Genomic DNA, 17,621 nt, shown 5'->3' on the forward strand with positions numbered 1-17,621 from the left:
ACAGGAATTGTGCTGACATGCCCCGCGCGCGACGCCCGTCGCGCATGATCATCGCCCGGAGACAACCCTCCGGCATCCGCCGCGGTGCACGCACGCACCGACGCAATGCCATGCACCATGGTCCGCCTCACCGCTTTGGCGCAGCGCTGGCCCGTATCTTGCTCAGATCGCCCTCTTTTCGGGCAACCGCAGGACACAAGGATGGAAAATCTCAAGACAGGCACCGACACGCTCTTTCTGCTGCTCGGCGCCGCCATGGTGCTCGCGATGCACGCGGGGTTCGCGTTCCTCGAACTCGGCACGGTGCGCAAAAAGAATCAGGTCAATGCGCTCGTGAAGATCCTCGTCGATTTTTCGGTTTCGACGATTGCCTACTTCTTCATTGGCTACACGATCGCCTACGGCGTGCAGTTCTTCTCGCACGCCGACGTGCTCGCGCAACACGACGGCTACGCCCTCGTGCGCTTCTTCTTCCTGCTCACTTTCGCGGCGGCGATCCCGGCGATCGTGTCGGGCGGCATCGCCGAGCGCTCGAAGTTCCATCCGCAGCTCTTCGCGACGTTCGTGCTCGTCGGGTTCATCTATCCGTTCTTCGAAGGCATCGTCTGGAACGGCCGGTTTGGCATTCAGAACGCCATCGCCCAGTTTTTCGGCGCACCGTTTCACGACTTCGCGGGCTCGGTGGTCGTGCATGCCTTCGGCGGCTGGGTGGCGTTGCCGGCCGTGATCCTGCTCGGCGCGCGCCACGGGCGCTATACGCGAGACGGGCGCATCGCCGCGCACCCGCCTTCGAGCATCCCGTTTCTCGCGCTCGGCGCGTGGATACTCGCGGTGGGCTGGTTCGGCTTCAACGTGATGAGCGCGCAGAGCATCGACAAGATCAGCGGCCTCGTGGCCGTCAACTCGCTCATGGCGATGGTGGGCGGCACGCTCGCCGCCTGGTTCGCGGGCCGCAACGACCCCGGCTTCACGTACAACGGACCGCTCGCGGGGCTCGTGGCCGTATGCGCCGGATCGGACATCATGCATCCGCTCGGCGCGCTCGTGACCGGCGCGATTGCGGGCGTGCTGTTCGTCTATATGTTCACGTGCGTGCAGAACCGCTGGCGCATCGACGACGTGCTCGGCGTGTGGCCGCTGCACGGCCTGTGCGGTGCGTGGGGCGGCATCGCGGCAGGGATCTTCGGCATGCGCTGGGCGGGTGGCATCGGCGGTGTGTCGTTCTGGGCGCAGGTGGTGGGGACGCTCGGTGGCATCGCTGTAGCGACGCTCGGCGGGACGATCGTGTACGGCGCGCTCAAGCGGGTGGTGGGACTGCGCCTCGATCAGGAAGAGGAGTACAACGGCGCCGATCTCTCCATTCACAAGATCACGTCGATGCCGGAGCGGGAAACCGTCGCCTGAGGCAATCGTCACTGACTTGCGGGTGGGCCGTCGCGGCATTGCGCGGCGGATCTACCCGTCTGCTGGGCGCTCGCAGACGGTTTGTCTCGCGTCTATAGGCGAAAAAAAGGGCGAAAAAAAGGCGTCACGCGTGAGCGTGACGCCTTAAAAGTTCTAGCCATTCCGAGGGCCGTGCTAGAACCTGAGAGACGAAATTCGACGGACACCGAGGCGGTGCTTCACCGAAATAATGCAAATTGCATATCTCATGGCGAATCAAAATCCCGCACAAAGCGAGACTCCGTCAAAACATGTTCGCATTTTTTACGCCTGAACTAGCCGCGTCAAGCGAAATCTCGCCAGAATACGCGATCCATCAAGCATAATTCATTTTTTCCCAATCACCCGCTATCCCCTCTTCCTTTCCGCGGCCCGGCACCCCTCGTAGATAACACCAGACGGTCTTGCGCCGACAAAATGACGGCGGCCCATGTAACGGCCGTAACGTCTCGAAAAATAGGCGACTGGACGCTGACGGAAGTGCCGACTAGCATCATGCTTTTTGGCTGCGCGACCAACGCGCCGCCTGCTCCCACTTCGGCTGCCCTCGTCCGCCACGCCACCCGCCGCCTCTTTCCAGCGCGCGCCCGATTGCTGTGGTATCTGACACCCACCTTGCACGTGACTCGCGTAGCATCGGCAACCCGCGGCGGCGCAGGCAGGCGCAGCCCATAGCGCCATAATCCTTACCCACGCGCGCGGCCCGCGCCCGTGTGAAACTGCACAACCCGACCGCTGTTACGACCTGACCGATGGATCATCAAGAAAAGCACCCGGAACCGCCTCGTCGAGAAACGCCGCCCCGCGCGCCGCGCCGCCCGCGCGGCAAGCTGATTGCGCTCGCCGCCGTACTGATCGTCGCGGGTGTCGTGCTGGTGCGCTGGCACCCGTGGAACAAGGCGCTCCAGGGCACAGCCGGCGCCAGCGCTGCGAGTAGCGCAGGCGGCGCGAGCGCACGCCGCGGCGGGCCGGGTGCAATGGCCAACATGCCGCAACCCGTGAGCGTGGCGGCCGCCGCGCACGGCGACATGCCCATCGTCATCACGGCCCTCGGCACGGTCACGCCGCTCGCCGACGTTACGGTGCGCACGCAACTGTCCGGCACGCTGCAAAGCGTGAACTTTCAGGAAGGCCAGATGGTGAAACGCGGCGACGTGCTCGCCCAGATCGATCCGCGTCCGTACCAGATCTCGCTCGCGAACGCACAAGGCCAGCTCGCGCGCGACGAGGCGCTGCTCGCCACGGCGCGGCTCGACCTGAAGCGCTATCAAACGCTGCTCGCGCAGGACTCGATCGCGAGCCAGCAGGTGGATACCCAGGCGTCGCTCGTGAAGCAATACGAGGGCACGGTGAAGTCCGATCAGGCGAACATCGACACCTTCAATCTCGACCTCACCTACGCGCGCATCACTGCGCCGGTTGCGGGCCGCGTCGGCCTGCGTCAGGTCGATCCGGGCAACTACGTGACCCCGGGCGACACCAACGGCATCGTCGTCCTCACCCAGTTGCAGCCGATCAGCGTCATTTTCACGACTTCCGAGGACAACCTGCCGGCCATTCTCAAGCAGCTCCGCGCGGGCACGACGATGCCCGTCACAGCGTATGACCGCAGCAACACGACGCTGCTCGAGAACGGTCACCTGCAGACCATCGACAACCAGATCGACACCACCACGGGCACAGTCAAGCTGCGCGCCAGTTTCCAGAACCCGGACGAGATGCTGTTCCCCAACCAGTTCGTGAACGCGCGTCTGCTCGTCGACACGATCCACGATGCTGTGATCGTGCCGACCTCGGCGGTGCTCAACGGGTCGCAAGGGCAGTACGTCTATGTCGTGAAGCCCGACAACACCGTGACCGTGCGAATCGTGAAGGTTGGCCCCGTGAACGGCGAGCGCACCAGCATCGCCTCGGGACTCGACGCCGGCGAGCGCGTCGTGACGGACGGCTCGGACCGCCTGCGTGAAGGCTCGAAGATCACGATCCCCGCCGGGCATCCGCATGGCGCGTCGGGAGCCAGGGGCGCCCGGGGTGCTTCGGGTGCCTCGGCCCCACACGGCGCCTCGGGCGCACACCACGGCCATCGACAGGCTGCTTCTCAGCCCGCGTCTCAGCCCGCCGCGCAGAGCGGCGCGCAATAAGCCAGCATGAATCCTTCCCGCGTTTTTATCCTGCGGCCGGTCGGCACTGCCTTGCTGATGGCCGCGATCATGCTGGTCGGCCTCGTCGCGCTGCGTTTCTTGCCGCTGTCGGCCCTGCCCGAAGTGGACTACCCGACCATCCAGGTCCAGACCTTCTACCCGGGTGCGAGCCCGGACGTGATGACGTCGGCGGTGACCGCGCCGCTCGAACGCCAGTTCGGGCAGATGCCGTCGCTCAACCAGATGTCGTCGCAGAGTTCGGCGGGCTCGTCGGTGATCACGCTGCAGTTCAGCCTCGATCTGCCGCTCGACATCGCCGAACAGGAAGTGCAGGCCGCGATCAACGCAGCCGGCAACCTGCTGCCCTCCGACCTGCCCGCGCCGCCGATCTACGCGAAAGTGAATCCGGCCGACGCGCCGATCCTCACGCTCGCGATCACGTCGAAGACGCTGCCGCTCACGCAGATCCAGGATCTCGCGGACACGCGCCTCGCGCAGAAGATCTCGCAGGTGGCGGGCGTCGGTCTCGTGAGTCTCTCGGGTGGGCAGCGGCCCGCCGTGCGCATCCAGGCGAATCCGCGCGCGCTCGCGGCCTACGGGCTGAATATCGATGATCTGCGCACGACCATCTCGAACCTGAACGTCAACACGCCGAAGGGCAACTTCGACGGTCCGACACGCTCGTACACGATCAACGCAAACGACCAGCTGACCGACGCGAACGCCTACCAGAGCGCCGTGGTGGCCTATCGCAACGGCCGTCCGGTCATGCTCACGGACGTCGCGAACATCGTGCAGGGCGCCGAAAACACGAAGCTCGGCGCGTGGGTGGACGGCACGCCGGCGATCATCCTGAACGTGCAGCGCCAGCCGGGCGCGAACGTGATCCAGGTCGTGGACAACATCAAGGCGATCTTGCCGCAACTGCAGGAATCGCTGCCCTCGGCGCTCGACGTGCAGATCGTCACGGACCGCACGACGACCATTCGCGCCTCGGTGCGTGACGTCCAGTTCGAACTGCTGCTGTCGGTGGTGCTGGTCGTACTCGTGATGTACCTGTTCCTCGCGAACGTCTATGCCACGATAATTCCGAGCCTCTCGGTGCCGCTCTCGCTGATCGGCACGCTCGCCGTGATGTACCTGTGCGGCTTCTCGCTCGACAACCTCTCGCTCATGGCGCTCACGATCGCGACGGGCTTCGTCGTCGACGACGCCATCGTGATGATCGAAAACATCTCGCGCTACGTCGAGGACGGCGACAGCCCGCTCGAAGCGGCGCTCAAGGGTTCGAAGCAGATCGGCTTCACGATCATCTCGCTCACGGTTTCGCTGATCGCGGTGCTGATTCCGCTGCTCTTCATGGGCGACGTGGTGGGTCGGCTCTTCCACGAATTCGCGATCACGCTTGCGGTGACGATCGTGATTTCGGCCGTGGTTTCGCTCACGCTCGTGCCGATGATGTGCGCGAAGATGCTGCGCCACACGCCGCCCCCCGAAAGCCACCGCTTCGAAGCGCGCGTCCACCAGTTCTTCGAATACGTGATCGACCGCTATGGCGTAGCGCTCCAGTGGGTGCTGAATCATCAGCGCCTCACCATGCTCGTATTCCTCGCGACGCTCGTGCTCACGGGCCTGCTCTACGTGGTCGTGCCGAAAGGCTTCTTCCCCGTGCAGGACACCGGCGTGATCCAGGCGATCACACAAGCGCCGCAGTCGGTGTCGTATGGATCGATGGCCGACCGGCAACAGGCGCTCGCCGCGGAAATCCTGAAGAACGAGAACGTCGAAAGCCTGACCTCGTTCATCGGCGTGGACGGCACGAATATCACGCTGAACAGCGGCCGCATGCTGATCAACCTGAAGCCGCGCGACGATCGCGACGCGTCGGCGAGCGAGATCATCCGCGAGCTGCAGAAGAACGTCGCGCACATTCCCGGCGCGACGCTTTACATGCAGCCCGTGCAGGACCTCACGATCGATTCGACGGTGAGCCCGACGCAGTATCAGTTCATGCTCACGACGCCGAACATCCAGGACTTCACCACGTGGGTGCCGAAGCTCGTGCACCGGCTCGAACAGGTGCCCGAACTCGCCGACGTCGCGACCGACCTGCAGGACCAGGGCCAGTCGGTATTCGTCGAGATCGACCGCGCGAGCGCGGCGCGCTACGGCATCACGCCCGCGACCGTCGACAACGCGCTCTACGACGCGTTCGGCCAGCGCATCATTTCGACGATCTTCACGCAGTCGAACCAGTACCGCGTGATCCTCGAAGCCGATCCGCAACTACAGCACTACACCGACGCGCTGAACGCGATCTACCTGCCCTCCTCGACCTCGACGTCGGGCCAGGTGCCGCTTTCGGCCATCGCGAAGTTCCATGAGCGTCCCGCGCCGCTGCTCGTCACGCACCTCTCGCAATTCCCGGCCACGACCATCTCCTTCAACCTCGCACCCGGCGCCTCGCTCGGCGCGGCGGTGAAGGCGATCGAGCAGGCGGAGAAGGAAGTCGGGTTGCCGGCGTCGTTCCAGACGCGCTTCCAGGGCGCGGCGCTCGCGTTCCAGGCGTCGCTCTCGAATGAGCTTTTCCTGATCCTCGCGGCCATCGTGACGATGTACATCGTGCTCGGCGTGCTCTACGAGAGCTTTATCCACCCGATCACGATTCTCTCGACGCTGCCATCGGCCGGCGTCGGTGCGTTGCTCGCTCTGATCCTGACCGGCCACGATCTCGACATCATCGGCATCATCGGCATCGTGCTGCTCATCGGCATCGTCAAGAAGAACGCGATCATGATGATCGACTTCGCGCTCGAAGCCGAGCGTCAGGAAGGCAAGCCGCCGCGCGAGGCGATCTATCAGGCGTGTCTGTTGCGCTTCCGCCCGATCATGATGACGACGATGGCGGCGCTCCTCGGCGCCCTGCCGCTCATTCTCGGCAGCGGCGCAGGCTCGGAGTTGCGCCGGCCCCTCGGCATCGCGATTGCCGGCGGCCTGATCGTGAGCCAAGCGCTCACGCTCTTCACGACGCCCGTGATCTACCTCGCGTTCGACTCGATCGCGCAGCGCGTGAGGAAGCGCTTCGGCGGCGGTTCGCCCACGTCCGGCGCGGCACCGACCCCCGACGCGGAGCAATGACGCGATGAACCTGTCCCGCCCGTTCATCGCCCGGCCCGTCGCGACGACGCTGCTCGCGCTCGGCATTGCGCTGGCCGGCATCTTCGCGTTCACGAAGCTGCCCGTCGCGCCCTTGCCGCAGGTGGACTTCCCGACCATCTCCGTGCAGGCCTCGCTGCCCGGCGCGAGCCCCGAGACCGTCGCAACGAGCGTCGCGAGTCCGCTGGAGCGGCACCTCGGCAGCATCGCCGACGTGAGCGAAATGACCTCGCAGAGTTCGGTCGGCACGACGCGCATCACGCTGCAGTTTGGCTTGAACCGCGACATCGACGGCGCCGCGCGCGACGTGCAGGCCGCCATCAACGCGGCGCGCGCAGACCTGCCTTCGAGCCTGCGGCAGAACCCGACGTACCACAAGGTCAATCCCGCCGACGCGCCGATCCTGATCCTCGCGCTCACCTCGCCGACGCTTTCGGCGGGCCAGCTCTACGATTCGGCGGCGACGGTGCTGCAACAGTCGCTCTCGCAGGTGGATGGCGTGGGCGAGGTCGATGTGAGCGGCTCGGCCAATCCCGCCGTGCGCGTCGAACTGGAGCCGCACGCGCTCTTTCACTACGGCATCGGCCTCGAAGACGTGCGTGCGGCGCTCGCCTCGGCCAACGCGAACAGCCCCAAGGGCGACATCGAATTCGGCCCCCAGCGCTTCCAGCTCTACACCAACGACCAGGCGAGCAAGGCGAGCCAGTACAAGGACCTCATCGTCGCCTATCGCAACGGCGCGGGCGTGAAGCTTTCGGACGTGGGCGAAGTGGTCGATTCGGTGGAGGACCTGCGCAACATCGGCCTCGCGAATGGCAAGCGCTCGGTGCTTGTGATCCTGTATCGCCAGCCGGGCGCGAACATCATCGAGACGGTGGACCGCGTGATCGCGATGCTGCCGCAACTGAAGGCGTCGCTGCCCGCCGACGTCGACGTGACGCCCGCGTCCGACCGGTCGGTGACGATCCGCGCGTCGCTCAAGGACACCGAACACACGCTCATGATCGCGGTGGCGCTCGTCGTCATGGTCGTATTCCTGTTCCTGCGCAACTGGCGCGCGACGCTCATCCCCAGCGTGGCCGTGCCGATTTCGATCATCGGCACCTTCGCGGCGATGTATCTGATGGGGTTCTCGCTCGACAACCTCTCGCTGATGGCGCTCACCATCGCGACGGGCTTCGTCGTGGATGACGCCATCGTCGTACTGGAGAACATCTCGCGTCACATGGAGAACGGCGTGCCACGCAGGCAGGCCGCGCTCCTCGGCGCGCGCGAAGTGGGCTTCACGGTGCTATCGATCAGCGTCTCGCTCGTTGCCGTGTTCCTGCCGATTTTGCTGATGGGCGGCATCGTCGGACGGCTTTTCCGCGAGTTCGCGCTCACGCTGTCGCTTGCGATCGCGGTATCGCTTGCCGTCTCGTTGACGCTCACGCCGATGATGTGCTCGCGCCTGCTCGAAGAGCGGCACGAGAAGAAGGCCGAGGGCCGCTTCGCACAGTGGCTCGAGCGCGGCTTCATGCGCATGCAGAACGGCTATGAGCGCACGCTCGGCTGGGCGCTCGCGCATCCGTTCCCGGTCCTCCTCACGCTGATCGCAACGATTGCGCTGAACGTCGCGCTTTACGTCATCGTGCCGAAGGGCTTCTTTCCGCAGCAAGACACGGGGCGCCTCATCGGCGGCATCCAGGCCGACCAGTCCACGTCTTTCCAGGCGATGAAGGTGAAGTTCGCGGAAATGATGCGCATCGTGCAGGCGAATCCGGCTGTCGATTCGGTCGCGGGATTCTCCGGCGGACGCGCCACGAACTCGGGTTTCATGTTCGTCTCGCTCAAGCCGAAGAACGAGCGCAAGCTCTCCGCCGACCAGGTGATCGCGCAACTGCGCGGCCCGCTTTCGCAGGTCGCGGGCGCGCGCACCTTCCTGCAGTCGGTGCAGGATATCCGGGTGGGCGGCCGGCAGTCGAATGCGCAATACCAGTTCACGCTGCTCGCCGACAACACGGCAGACCTGTACAAGTGGGGGCCGAAACTCACCGAAGCCTTGCAGGCCCGCCCCGAACTCGCGGACGTGAATTCGGACCAGCAACAAGGCGGACTGGAAGCGATGATCAACATCGACCGCGCGAGTGCCGCCCGCCTTGGGATCACACCATCGCAGATCGACAACACGCTCTATGACGCGTTCGGCCAGCGCCAGGTCTCGACCATTTACAACCCGCTCAACCAGTACCACGTCGTGATGGAAGTCGCGCCGAAGTACTGGCAGAGCCCGGACATGCTCAACGAGATCTGGGTGAGCAAATCGGGCGGAACGGCGAGCGGCGCGCAGAGCACCAACGCGACCGCGGGCACGGTGAGTGGACCCGCCGCTGGCTCGGCGAGTAGCGCGACCACAAGCGCGGCGACGACCGCAGCCACCGTCGCCGCCGATTCCGCGCGCAATCTCGCGAACAATTCGATCGCGGCGAGCGGCAAGTCGGGCGCCTCGTCGGGCTCGGCCGTCTCCACGTCGAAGGAGACGATGGTCCCGCTTTCGGCCATCGCCTCGTTCGGGCCCGGCACGACACCGCTCTCCGTGAATCACCAGAGCCAGTTCGTCGCTTCGACGATCTCGTTCAACCTTCCGCCAGGCAAGTCGCTCTCAGACGCAACCCGGGTGGTCTACGACACGATGGCCGAGATCGGCGTGCCCCGGACGATTCACGGTAGTTTCCAGGGCACGGCGCAGGCGTTCCAGCAGTCGCTCGACAACCAGCCGCTCCTGATCCTCGCTGCGCTCGCCGCCGTGTACATCGTGCTCGGCATTCTCTACGAGAGTTACATCCATCCGCTCACGATCCTCTCGACGCTGCCGTCCGCGGGCGTCGGCGCACTGCTCGCGTTGCTGCTCTTCAACACCGAATTCAGCATCATCGCGTTGATCGGCGTGATCCTTCTGATCGGCATCGTGAAGAAGAACGCGATCATGATGGTGGACTTCGCCATCGATGCGTCGCGCAAGGGTCTCAATTCACGCGACGCGATTTATCAGGCCTGCCTGCTACGCTTTCGCCCGATCATGATGACCACGTGCGCGGCGCTGCTCGGCGCGCTGCCGCTCGCGTTCGGGCGCGGTGAAGGCGCGGAACTGCGCGCGCCGCTGGGCATCTCCATCGTGGGCGGGTTGATCGTGAGCCAGATGCTTACGCTCTACACCACGCCGGTCGTCTATCTCTACATGGACCGGCTGCGTGTCTGGTGGGAAAAGCGGCGCGGACGCGGCGCCTCTGTGGCGGCACAATAAATGTCCGCGTGACGTGAGCAAGAGCAGCTTCAGGGCTGCCCTTTCCAATGCCGGGATGGGCTGCACTGCGCCTCCACCGCGAGCATGAAACCGCGGGCTCAAACGAAAGCGGCGCGCGGATAATCCGCGCGCCGCGAAAAAACAGCGTGAGGGCAAGCGCCCCCGCAACGCCTACTGCTGCGGATGCTGCGCAGACCACTCCCTCAATGCACGCAAGGTGTTCTCGACGTGCTGGTCGGGTGCGAGGCTCGTGTATTCATAGATGATCTTGCCGTCCGGCGCGATCACATAGGACACGCGGTTTGCCATCGCTTCGTGCATCGGCATCGAGGCGTCATAGGCCTTGATGATCTTCGAATCTTCGTCGGCGGCCACCGGGAATTTGCTGCGGCACTCGCTCACCGAGAACTTCGTCAGCGTTTCGATGTTGTCGTGCGAGACGCCGATCACCGTGGCGCCCAGTTTCTTGTATTGATCGACGGCATCGGCAAATTCGTGCGCTTCGATCGTGCAGCCCTTCGTGAAGGCGGCCGGATAGAAGTACAGCACCACCGGTCCCTTCTTCAACTGATCGGCGAGCGAATACGTGTAAGTTTTGCCGCCGAGCGACGCCTGTGTCGTGAAGTCCGGCGCCGGATCGCCCGGCTTGAGCGTGGCCTCGGCGCCAGGCGCAAACAACCCGAGTCCAGCGCTCACGAGCGCCGCAGCGCCCATTGCGGTAAATCTGGATTTCATGTCGATCGTCCTCTCCAAATTTCGCCGGTCTGGCGCGCGGCCCGCGCCATGGCGACCAACGATAGTCCATTGGATCATACAAATGCGCCGCGCGCAGAACGGCAACCTGCCGCCAGACTGCTTTCAGGCTTGCTTCCAGCCCCTTCGAGGCCTTTCCATTCTGTCCGTCAGTTGTCGGCGCAGACCGAGAACCAGGCGCCCGCCCACAGGTTCAGCTCGCCGACGAGTTGTGGCGTGAGCGCCGCGAACGCCCCACCCGCCTCGGTCGCGATCGCCTGCGCCGCGCCGTGATCGCCGCGCTCGACGCTCAGTGCCACGCGCAGCAGCGTCCCCAGTTCGCCCTCGTGGCCGTCCACCGCACGACTGATCGCGGGAGCGAGGCCGAGGCGCTCTAGCGTGTGCGCCGGCGACGAGCCGACCAGCACGTGGACCAGCGAAAAAATACCGGTCATGAACGCAGCATCGGCGAAATCCGGATCGTTCGGGTACAGGCTGCGGGCCGCGAGTTCCATGAAGTGCGAGCGCGTGCCCGCGAGTTGCACGAGCGGGTCCGAACCCCATGGCAGATCGCGGCCACTTGCGTACAGCAATAATTGCGCCCAGCGCGCGATCTGACGCGTGCCCGCCGCGAGCACGGCTTCGCGCAGCGACGATATGGGCCGCGCGGGCGCGTAGGCACTCGAATTGACGAGCCGCAGCAGCTGCACGACGACACCCGGGTGGCCGCGCAGCTCGCGTTCGAGTTCGGCCACGCCGACGTCGCTCGCCACTAGCGCAAGCAGCCGCACGAGTGCAATCCGCGACGGGCGCACGGACGGCACGCTCAGCACCTCGGGTCGCGCGAAGAAGTAGCCCTGAAAGAGATCGAAGCCGAGCGAACGCGCGAACTCGAAGTCTTCGCGCGTCTCGACTTTCTCGGCGATCAGCGTCTTGCCCGCCGCGCGGATCGTCGCCACGAGTTCAGGCAGTGTGTCGCGTACGGTCTGCAGGAAGTCGATCTTGACGATGTCCGCGCACGGCAGCGCCTTGACCAGGTTGTCGGTCATCGCGCTCACGTCGTCGAGGGCGATGCGATAGCCATCGCGGCGCAACAGCGCGATACGCGCGCTGACCGCCTCGTCGAATTGAACGTGCTCGAGCACCTCCAGCACGAAGCGGCCGGGGGGCAACAGATGGATCGTGTCGTCGAACAGCAGTTCGCGGCTGACGTTCACGTAGCCGTAGTGCCGGCCGAGCGCCGCGGGCACGCCGAGCTGCCCCATCGTGCGCGTCATGACCTGGGCGGTCGCGAGCCGGTCGTCGAGGATGTCTGCGCTGTTGTCCGCCCCGCTGCGAAAGAGCAGCTCGTAGGCGGTGAGCGCGCCGCTGCGGTCGAGGATCGGCTGACGGCCGAGATAGACGTACGGCTGCCCGGCCAATGCGGGCTGCCGGACGCCCTGGCCGGCGACGCCCTGCGCCGCAATAGCGGGCGGCCTGCCTGTCGCGGACGATGATTCGGACATGACGGATGACTCGTACAGTTGAAAAGACCCTTCACGCGGCATCCCACGCGGCCGGTTGCTCCGGCCGCGCACCGCACGCCGCGCGTATCCACCGCGCATGGCGTCCGGCGTTCCGGCCCGCGCAACTTTAACCGAATCCGCGGGCCCGCGGTGCACCACCCTACCGCCGTATTGCACTGCAACGGTTTTTCACCGGTCGCACTAAAGATTTCTGTCCTTCGGTCGATAACTCGTTCTGATGGGCGGTTTTAGACAGTCCCGGGCTGCCTGCAAGGCGTGCCGGGGGCGTCCAGCGAACGACACATGCCACGTAAAGGCTGCATGGAACAAGGGTTGTCAGCGACAGACATGGAAGCGAACAGGAGCACGGCGTCCCGCCCGGGTTGGGTGCGTACGGTCGTCGACCGCCTTCGCGGGTTCGGCCGGCGCTCCGGCGACAGCCCCGGCGATCCGCTCGCCCACACGCCCCAAAAGCCGGCGCCCGCCTATCCGGACGCCGTCTCGCACTCGTTCGAGGAGACCGCGAGCGCCGTCGATTTTCTCGTCCACCTGGACCGGAACCTGCGTTTCCTCTACGTTTCCGATTCGAGCCTGCGTTTCTCGGCCTATCACCGCGAATTCCTGCTCGGCGCCACCCTGCACGACATCGTCGCCCCGGATCACCAGACGCGCCTCGACGCCCTGTTCGAGCGCGCGGCCATGACGGGGGCCGTCGAGAGCGACACCGTCGATCTCATGAAGGCGCTCACCTACCCGCTCGCCGTCGAGTTGCGTGTTCAGCGTGCAACCTACGCGGGCAAGGACGGCTTCGCGGTGGCGGGCTTCGACGTGTCGTCGTGGCAACGCGCCGAAGAGCGCCTCACACATGCGCTGCACCACGATCCGCTGACCGGTCTGCCGAACGAGACGGCGCTCGTACCGGCACTCGAGCGGCTCCAGGCCGAAGCCGACCAGCGCGGCGTGCCGGTGGCGCTCCTCCTGCTCGACCTCGACGACTATCAGCGTGTGAACCGCGCGCTCGGCTACGAGGCGGGCGACGAGCTGCTGCGCGAGACCGCGCGGCGCCTGAGCCACCTCGCGCTGCAGGGTGAACTGATCGCGCGCACAGGCAGCGACGAATTCGCAATCGTCATCACGCCGCCGGCCAATTCGCCCGCAGGCGCCGTTCGCGCCGCGGCCGAAGAGCTCGCGCGCCGCCTGCTCACCTCGATCCTGCAGCCCTACACGTTCCGCAATCAGCCGGTCCATCTTTCGGCCAGCATCGGCATCGCGTTCTATCCGGACGAGCGCTCGGCCGACGGCGAACTCGCGCTCGCGGACACCACACCGCTCATCCGTCGCGCCGACCAGGCGCTGCAGCGTGCGAAGGCCGCGGGCGGCAATGAGCTGATGCTGCACGTCCCCGACAACGACCCCACCGACGCCCAGCGCCTGAAGCTGGAGTCGGACCTCTACGACGGCGTGCGCAACGGCGAATTTTCGCTGCACTTCCAGCCCATCACGAGCAGCGCGTCGCGCGGCGTCGTGGGCGTCGAGGCGCTGATCCGCTGGCAGCACCCGCTGCACGGGCTGGTTCCGCCATCGACCTTTATCCCACTTGCAGAATCCGTCGGCCTGATTAATTATCTCGGCAACTGGGTGCTGAAGGCCGCCTGCATGCAATTGATCCAATGGGACGAACGGGGTATTTCGTTGCAGTACGTGGCGGTCAACGTGTCACCGCAGCAGTTTCGCAACCCGCGCTTCAAGGAAAGCGTGGAAGAGGCGATCAAGCTGACCGGGGTCGATCCGGGCCGGCTGGTCTTCGAGATCACCGAAAGCCTGCTCATGCAGGACCCGCAGCACGCCAAGACGCTGCTCGAAGAACTCACGGCGCTCGGCATTCGCTTCGCGGTCGACGACTTCGGCACCGGCTATTCGAGTCTTGCCTACCTGCAACGCTTTCCGTTGTCGAAACTGAAGATCGACCGCAGCTTCGTCGAGAACCTGCTAACCTCGCGCAACGATCAGGCGATCGTGAATGCGGTGGTGGGTCTCGCGCGCACGCTCGAACTCGAAATCGTCGCCGAGGGCGTCGAGACCGAACCGCAGCGCGAACTGCTCACGCAGATGGGCTGCGACCATATACAGGGCTGGCTGGTGTGCAAGGCACTGCCCTCCGAGGAACTCGCGCAGCGCTTCGAATCGAGCGCGCTCCACGTCCACGAGGTGCATTGATGGCAGTAACCCAACAGGCAGAGCTTTCGCGGAATTAACATGGTTCAGATGGTAAAGGCAGTCCTGCTCGACCGGTTGTGGGCGCGCATGAACGAGCGCGGCGACTTCCCCATGCTGTCACAGTCGCTGCGTACCACGGTCGCCGCAATGGCCAACCATGACTACGACTTCAGCGCGCTCGTGCAGATCGTGCTCTCGGACTTCGCCCTTACGCAGAAAGTGCTGCGCCTCGCCAACTCGGTCATGTACATGGCGTTCGGCGGCAACATTACGACGGTCACGCGCGCACTGATGGTGCTCGGCATGGACGCGGTGGGCCATCTCGTCGTGGGCCTGAAGATCGTCGATCACTTCCATCACTCCGCGCCGCGCCGCATCGACGCAAAACTCGAACTGAACCGGACCATGCTCTCGGGCTCCGTCGCGCGCAAGCTCACCGAGCACGGCGACCTGCGGGTGGGCGAAGAAGCCGTGGTTTGCACGCTGATGCGCCAGGTGGGCAAGCTGCTCGTCGTGTTCTACCTCGACGCCGAATGGGATGAGATTCGCCGCGCGTGCGACGGCGGCGCGACCGAGGACGAGGCATGTATTGCCGTGATTGGCGTCACATTCGACGAACTCGGCAACGAAGCAGCCGTGCGCTGGCGCCTGCCCGACACGATCCGCGAAGGCATGGGCGCGTACGATCCGCTCGCCGACGAATCGCGCCAGACGCAGTGGCTGCGCGCCATCACGAACTATTCGACCGACGTTGCGCGCGTGCTCACCACGGCGGATATCACCGAAGAAGCACGCGAATCGCACATCGCCGAGCTTGCGAATCGTTACGGCCGCGTGCTGTCCACCGATCCCGAAGTGCTCGTTCAGATGAGCCTCGCGCTGGCGAAGGAAGAGACTGACGACGGCCTGATGCGCGAGATCATGGAGTTGCGCGCGAATGCCGACGCCATTGCGCGCGAGTCGCTCGACCCCGAGGCGCGCATCGCGGCCGGCGTGGAAGATCTGCGCGCGCTGCCGCCGGACAGCCCGTTCAGCACGGCGCTCACGCTCGCAAACGAAACGGTGCTGGCAGGACTCGGTTTTGCACGCACTGTCGTGTTCGTGCGCCAGGGCGTGAATATGTTTGCCGCACAGCACGGCTTTGGTCCTGGCGTCGAGGAGGTGCTGCCGAACCTTGGCTTCAACGCCGCATTCCAGCCTGATGTGTTCCATCTTGCGATTGCGAATTCGGTGGGCATCTTCATCGAAAACGCTCGCGACCCGAAGATGTTGCCTCGCCTGCCCGCCTGGTACCGCGAAACATTCGACGACGCGCGCGCGTTCGTCCTGCTGCCGGTCGCCGTGCGCGACGAACAGCCGGTGGCTCTGCTCTATGGCGACTGGACGATCTCGCAGGAACCCCGGCGGATCTCCCAGACGGAAATGAGCGCGCTCAACGAACTCGCGAACGAGCTTGCGAGCTTCTTCGCCCGCAGCACGGCCGACGCCGACTGAGGATCCCGCCCGCCAATCTGCGCCGCGGCTACCCACACGCGCGGCAATAAAAAAGGCGGCGCTACGCGCCGCCTTTCCTTCGCCTGATACTCTGCAACCGTGCGGCAACTGCCCGCCAACGTTTGCTCACTCGTCCAGTCTTTCGAGCCCAGTCGCTTCTGTGGCGCGGTCCGCCATGCCTGCCCATTCGGCCGCATCGAGTCCGATTGCCGCTACTGCTGCGGCATCGAGCGGCGCGAGCTGCCCGCATACCTCGTCGAGGCGCGTCCAGTCCGCGCGTTCCAGCGCCTCTGCCGCGCTGAGCAACTGACCGAGCACACCGTCCCGGTTCAGGATGGCCGCGCGAATGGGTCGCGCGAGCGTAAGCATGTCGATGGTCGCTTCGAGCGGGCCGCCAAACACGGCGTCGACGCACGAGAACACGCCCGCGAGAAACGCCGCATCCTGCTCGGCGATCCTCGCCTTCGACAGCTGGTTCGCGGCGAGTTCCATGAACCGCGCGCGCGTGGCCGCGAGTTGCAACAGCGGGTCGTCTTCCAGCGACACCTTGCGCCCGTCTGCGTAGAGCAGCAGTTGGGTCCAGCGCGCGATGCGGTCGGTGCCCGTCGCGTTGATCGCCTCGCGCAACGTGGTCACCTTGTGCCCGATGCCGAAGCTCGATGAATTCGCGAGCCGCATGAGGTGCATCACGAGCACCGGATTGAGCTTGAGCTCGCCTTCGAGCTGTGCGACGGTTGGCTCGGACGCGAGCAGTTGCAGCAGATTCAGGAGCGCCTGGCGCGGCGCGCTCGCGCGGCGTGCACCTTTGTGCGGTCGCGCGAAAAAGTAGCCCTGGAAGCGGTCGAAGCCGAGCTCATGCGCGAGATCGGAGTCGGCCTGGCTTTCCACGCCAACGGCCACGAGAATCTTGCCGGCGGCCTTCAGCACGCTGGCGAACTTGGACAGCAGCGCGGGCGCGATCTGGTTCAGATCGATCTTGACCGCCTCCACGTAGGGAAGCAGCTTCGCGAACGACTCGTCGGCCTCCGTGACGTGATCGAGCGCGAAACGGTAGCGGCGCCCATGCAGCTGGATGAGCCGCGAGACGACCTCCGGATCGGAGCCGATGTCGGGCGGCAACTCGAACATCACGCGTGAGGGGGGCAGGCCCAGCAGCGCGTCGTCAAACAGAAAGTCGCGCGTGACGTCGAGCCAGGCCGCGTGCCCGGTCAACGCACCACGCACGGCCCGCGCCATGAATGCCGAGACTAGCGCCTTTCCCGGACGGCCGGGCTTTTCTGGATCGTCCCGCTGGTCGATGACGCGTGGCAGCAATTCGAAGCCGCACAGCATGCCCTCCCGGTCCAGCATGGGCTGGCGGGAAAAATAGACGTCGTACTGATTCACTGCCAGATCGCCTCCCGCGGCGCCAGACATGGGCGGCCGATCTGCGGCGTTAAAGCTCATGGGGTCCCCCGCGAAGCGCCGGTCACGCGCCGGAGCCTGGTTTTTCATTTCATCGTTGTGCGGTAAACGCGCGCATCATGCACGCAGCTTCCGCTTTTCGCATATCAATTCTATCCTGGCAAATAAGACAGGGCATACGGGAAATACGCAAAAAACCGGAATATTTTCGCGTGTGTCGCATTGTTCGGACACCGCTTGCGGAAG

General features: G+C 65.1%; 9 protein-coding genes. 6 read left to right on the forward strand and 3 right to left on the reverse strand.

From position 1 onward, the window contains the following. The first annotated feature begins 201 nt into the window (after nt 1-201). The 4 genes from D1Y85_RS09260 to D1Y85_RS09275 all read left to right on the forward strand — a co-directional run bounded on the left by D1Y85_RS09260 (nt 202) and on the right by D1Y85_RS09275 (nt 10,023). Nucleotides 202-1,404 (forward strand): ammonium transporter, encoded by a 1,203-nt coding sequence (locus D1Y85_RS09260; RefSeq protein WP_124150742.1) that lies wholly within the window; start codon nt 202-204, stop codon nt 1,402-1,404. Nucleotides 1,405-2,195: 791 nt separating this feature from the next. Then, a complete protein-coding gene (locus tag D1Y85_RS09265) occupies nt 2,196-3,584 on the forward strand; it encodes an MdtA/MuxA family multidrug efflux RND transporter periplasmic adaptor subunit (protein WP_124150743.1) in 1,389 nt (462 codons plus the stop codon). 6 nt (nt 3,585-3,590) lie between these two features. Further along, on the forward strand, nt 3,591-6,722 hold the full coding sequence (locus tag D1Y85_RS09270; RefSeq protein ID WP_124150744.1) for an MdtB/MuxB family multidrug efflux RND transporter permease subunit: 3,132 nt from the start codon (nt 3,591-3,593) through the stop codon (nt 6,720-6,722). 4 nt (nt 6,723-6,726) lie between these two features. Beyond that, nucleotides 6,727-10,023 carry an efflux RND transporter permease subunit gene (locus D1Y85_RS09275; RefSeq protein ID WP_124150745.1) on the forward strand — a complete coding sequence of 1,099 codons (3,297 nt, stop codon included), beginning with the start codon at nt 6,727-6,729 and terminating at the stop codon, nt 10,021-10,023. A 171-nt stretch (nt 10,024-10,194) separates the two neighbouring features. On the opposite strand, the gene D1Y85_RS09280 is transcribed toward D1Y85_RS09275, so the two are convergent. After that, nucleotides 10,195-10,737 carry a peroxiredoxin gene (locus D1Y85_RS09280; RefSeq protein ID WP_246024839.1) on the reverse strand — a complete coding sequence of 181 codons (543 nt, stop codon included), beginning with the start codon at nt 10,735-10,737 and terminating at the stop codon, nt 10,195-10,197. Nucleotides 10,738-10,925: 188 nt separating this feature from the next. Beyond that, nucleotides 10,926-12,260, reverse strand: a complete 1,335-nt coding sequence (locus D1Y85_RS09285) for an EAL and HDOD domain-containing protein (protein ID WP_124150747.1) — start codon at nt 12,258-12,260, stop codon at nt 10,926-10,928. Between the two features lie 348 nt (nt 12,261-12,608). Here D1Y85_RS09285 and D1Y85_RS09290 point away from each other — a divergent pair, with 348 nt between their 5' ends. Further along, nucleotides 12,609-14,477: a putative bifunctional diguanylate cyclase/phosphodiesterase gene (locus D1Y85_RS09290; protein ID WP_124150748.1), complete on the forward strand. Its 1,869-nt coding sequence runs from the start codon at nt 12,609-12,611 to the stop codon at nt 14,475-14,477. Between the two features lie 48 nt (nt 14,478-14,525). Continuing rightward, nucleotides 14,526-15,971: an HDOD domain-containing protein gene (locus D1Y85_RS09295; RefSeq protein ID WP_124150796.1), complete on the forward strand. Its 1,446-nt coding sequence runs from the start codon at nt 14,526-14,528 to the stop codon at nt 15,969-15,971. 126 nt (nt 15,972-16,097) lie between these two features. Here D1Y85_RS09295 and D1Y85_RS09300 read toward each other — a convergent pair whose 3' ends face one another. Then, entirely contained in the window at nt 16,098-17,417 is a 1,320-nt protein-coding gene (locus tag D1Y85_RS09300; RefSeq protein ID WP_124150749.1) for an EAL and HDOD domain-containing protein, read from the reverse strand. Nucleotides 17,418-17,621 lie beyond the last annotated feature (204 nt).

Source organism: Paraburkholderia dinghuensis (assembly GCF_003837865.1).
Lineage (GTDB): Bacteria > Pseudomonadota > Gammaproteobacteria > Burkholderiales > Burkholderiaceae > Paraburkholderia > Paraburkholderia dinghuensis.

Excerpts from the sequence above, each read along its gene's own strand:
- D1Y85_RS09260 (WP_124150742.1), top strand. The coding sequence starts at position 202 with ATGGAAAATCTCAAGACAGGCACCGACACGCTCTTTCTGCTGCTCGGC.
- D1Y85_RS09265 (WP_124150743.1), top strand. The coding sequence starts at position 2,196 with ATGGATCATCAAGAAAAGCACCCGGAACCGCCTCGTCGAGAAACGCCG.
- D1Y85_RS09270 (WP_124150744.1), top strand. The coding sequence starts at position 3,591 with ATGAATCCTTCCCGCGTTTTTATCCTGCGGCCGGTCGGCACTGCCTTG.
- D1Y85_RS09275 (WP_124150745.1), top strand. The coding sequence starts at position 6,727 with ATGAACCTGTCCCGCCCGTTCATCGCCCGGCCCGTCGCGACGACGCTG.
- D1Y85_RS09280 (WP_246024839.1), bottom strand. The coding sequence starts at position 10,737 with ATGGGCGCTGCGGCGCTCGTGAGCGCTGGACTCGGGTTGTTTGCGCCT.
- D1Y85_RS09285 (WP_124150747.1), bottom strand. The coding sequence starts at position 12,260 with ATGTCCGAATCATCGTCCGCGACAGGCAGGCCGCCCGCTATTGCGGCG.
- D1Y85_RS09290 (WP_124150748.1), top strand. The coding sequence starts at position 12,609 with ATGGAAGCGAACAGGAGCACGGCGTCCCGCCCGGGTTGGGTGCGTACG.
- D1Y85_RS09295 (WP_124150796.1), top strand. The coding sequence starts at position 14,526 with ATGGTAAAGGCAGTCCTGCTCGACCGGTTGTGGGCGCGCATGAACGAG.
- D1Y85_RS09300 (WP_124150749.1), bottom strand. The coding sequence starts at position 17,417 with ATGAGCTTTAACGCCGCAGATCGGCCGCCCATGTCTGGCGCCGCGGGA.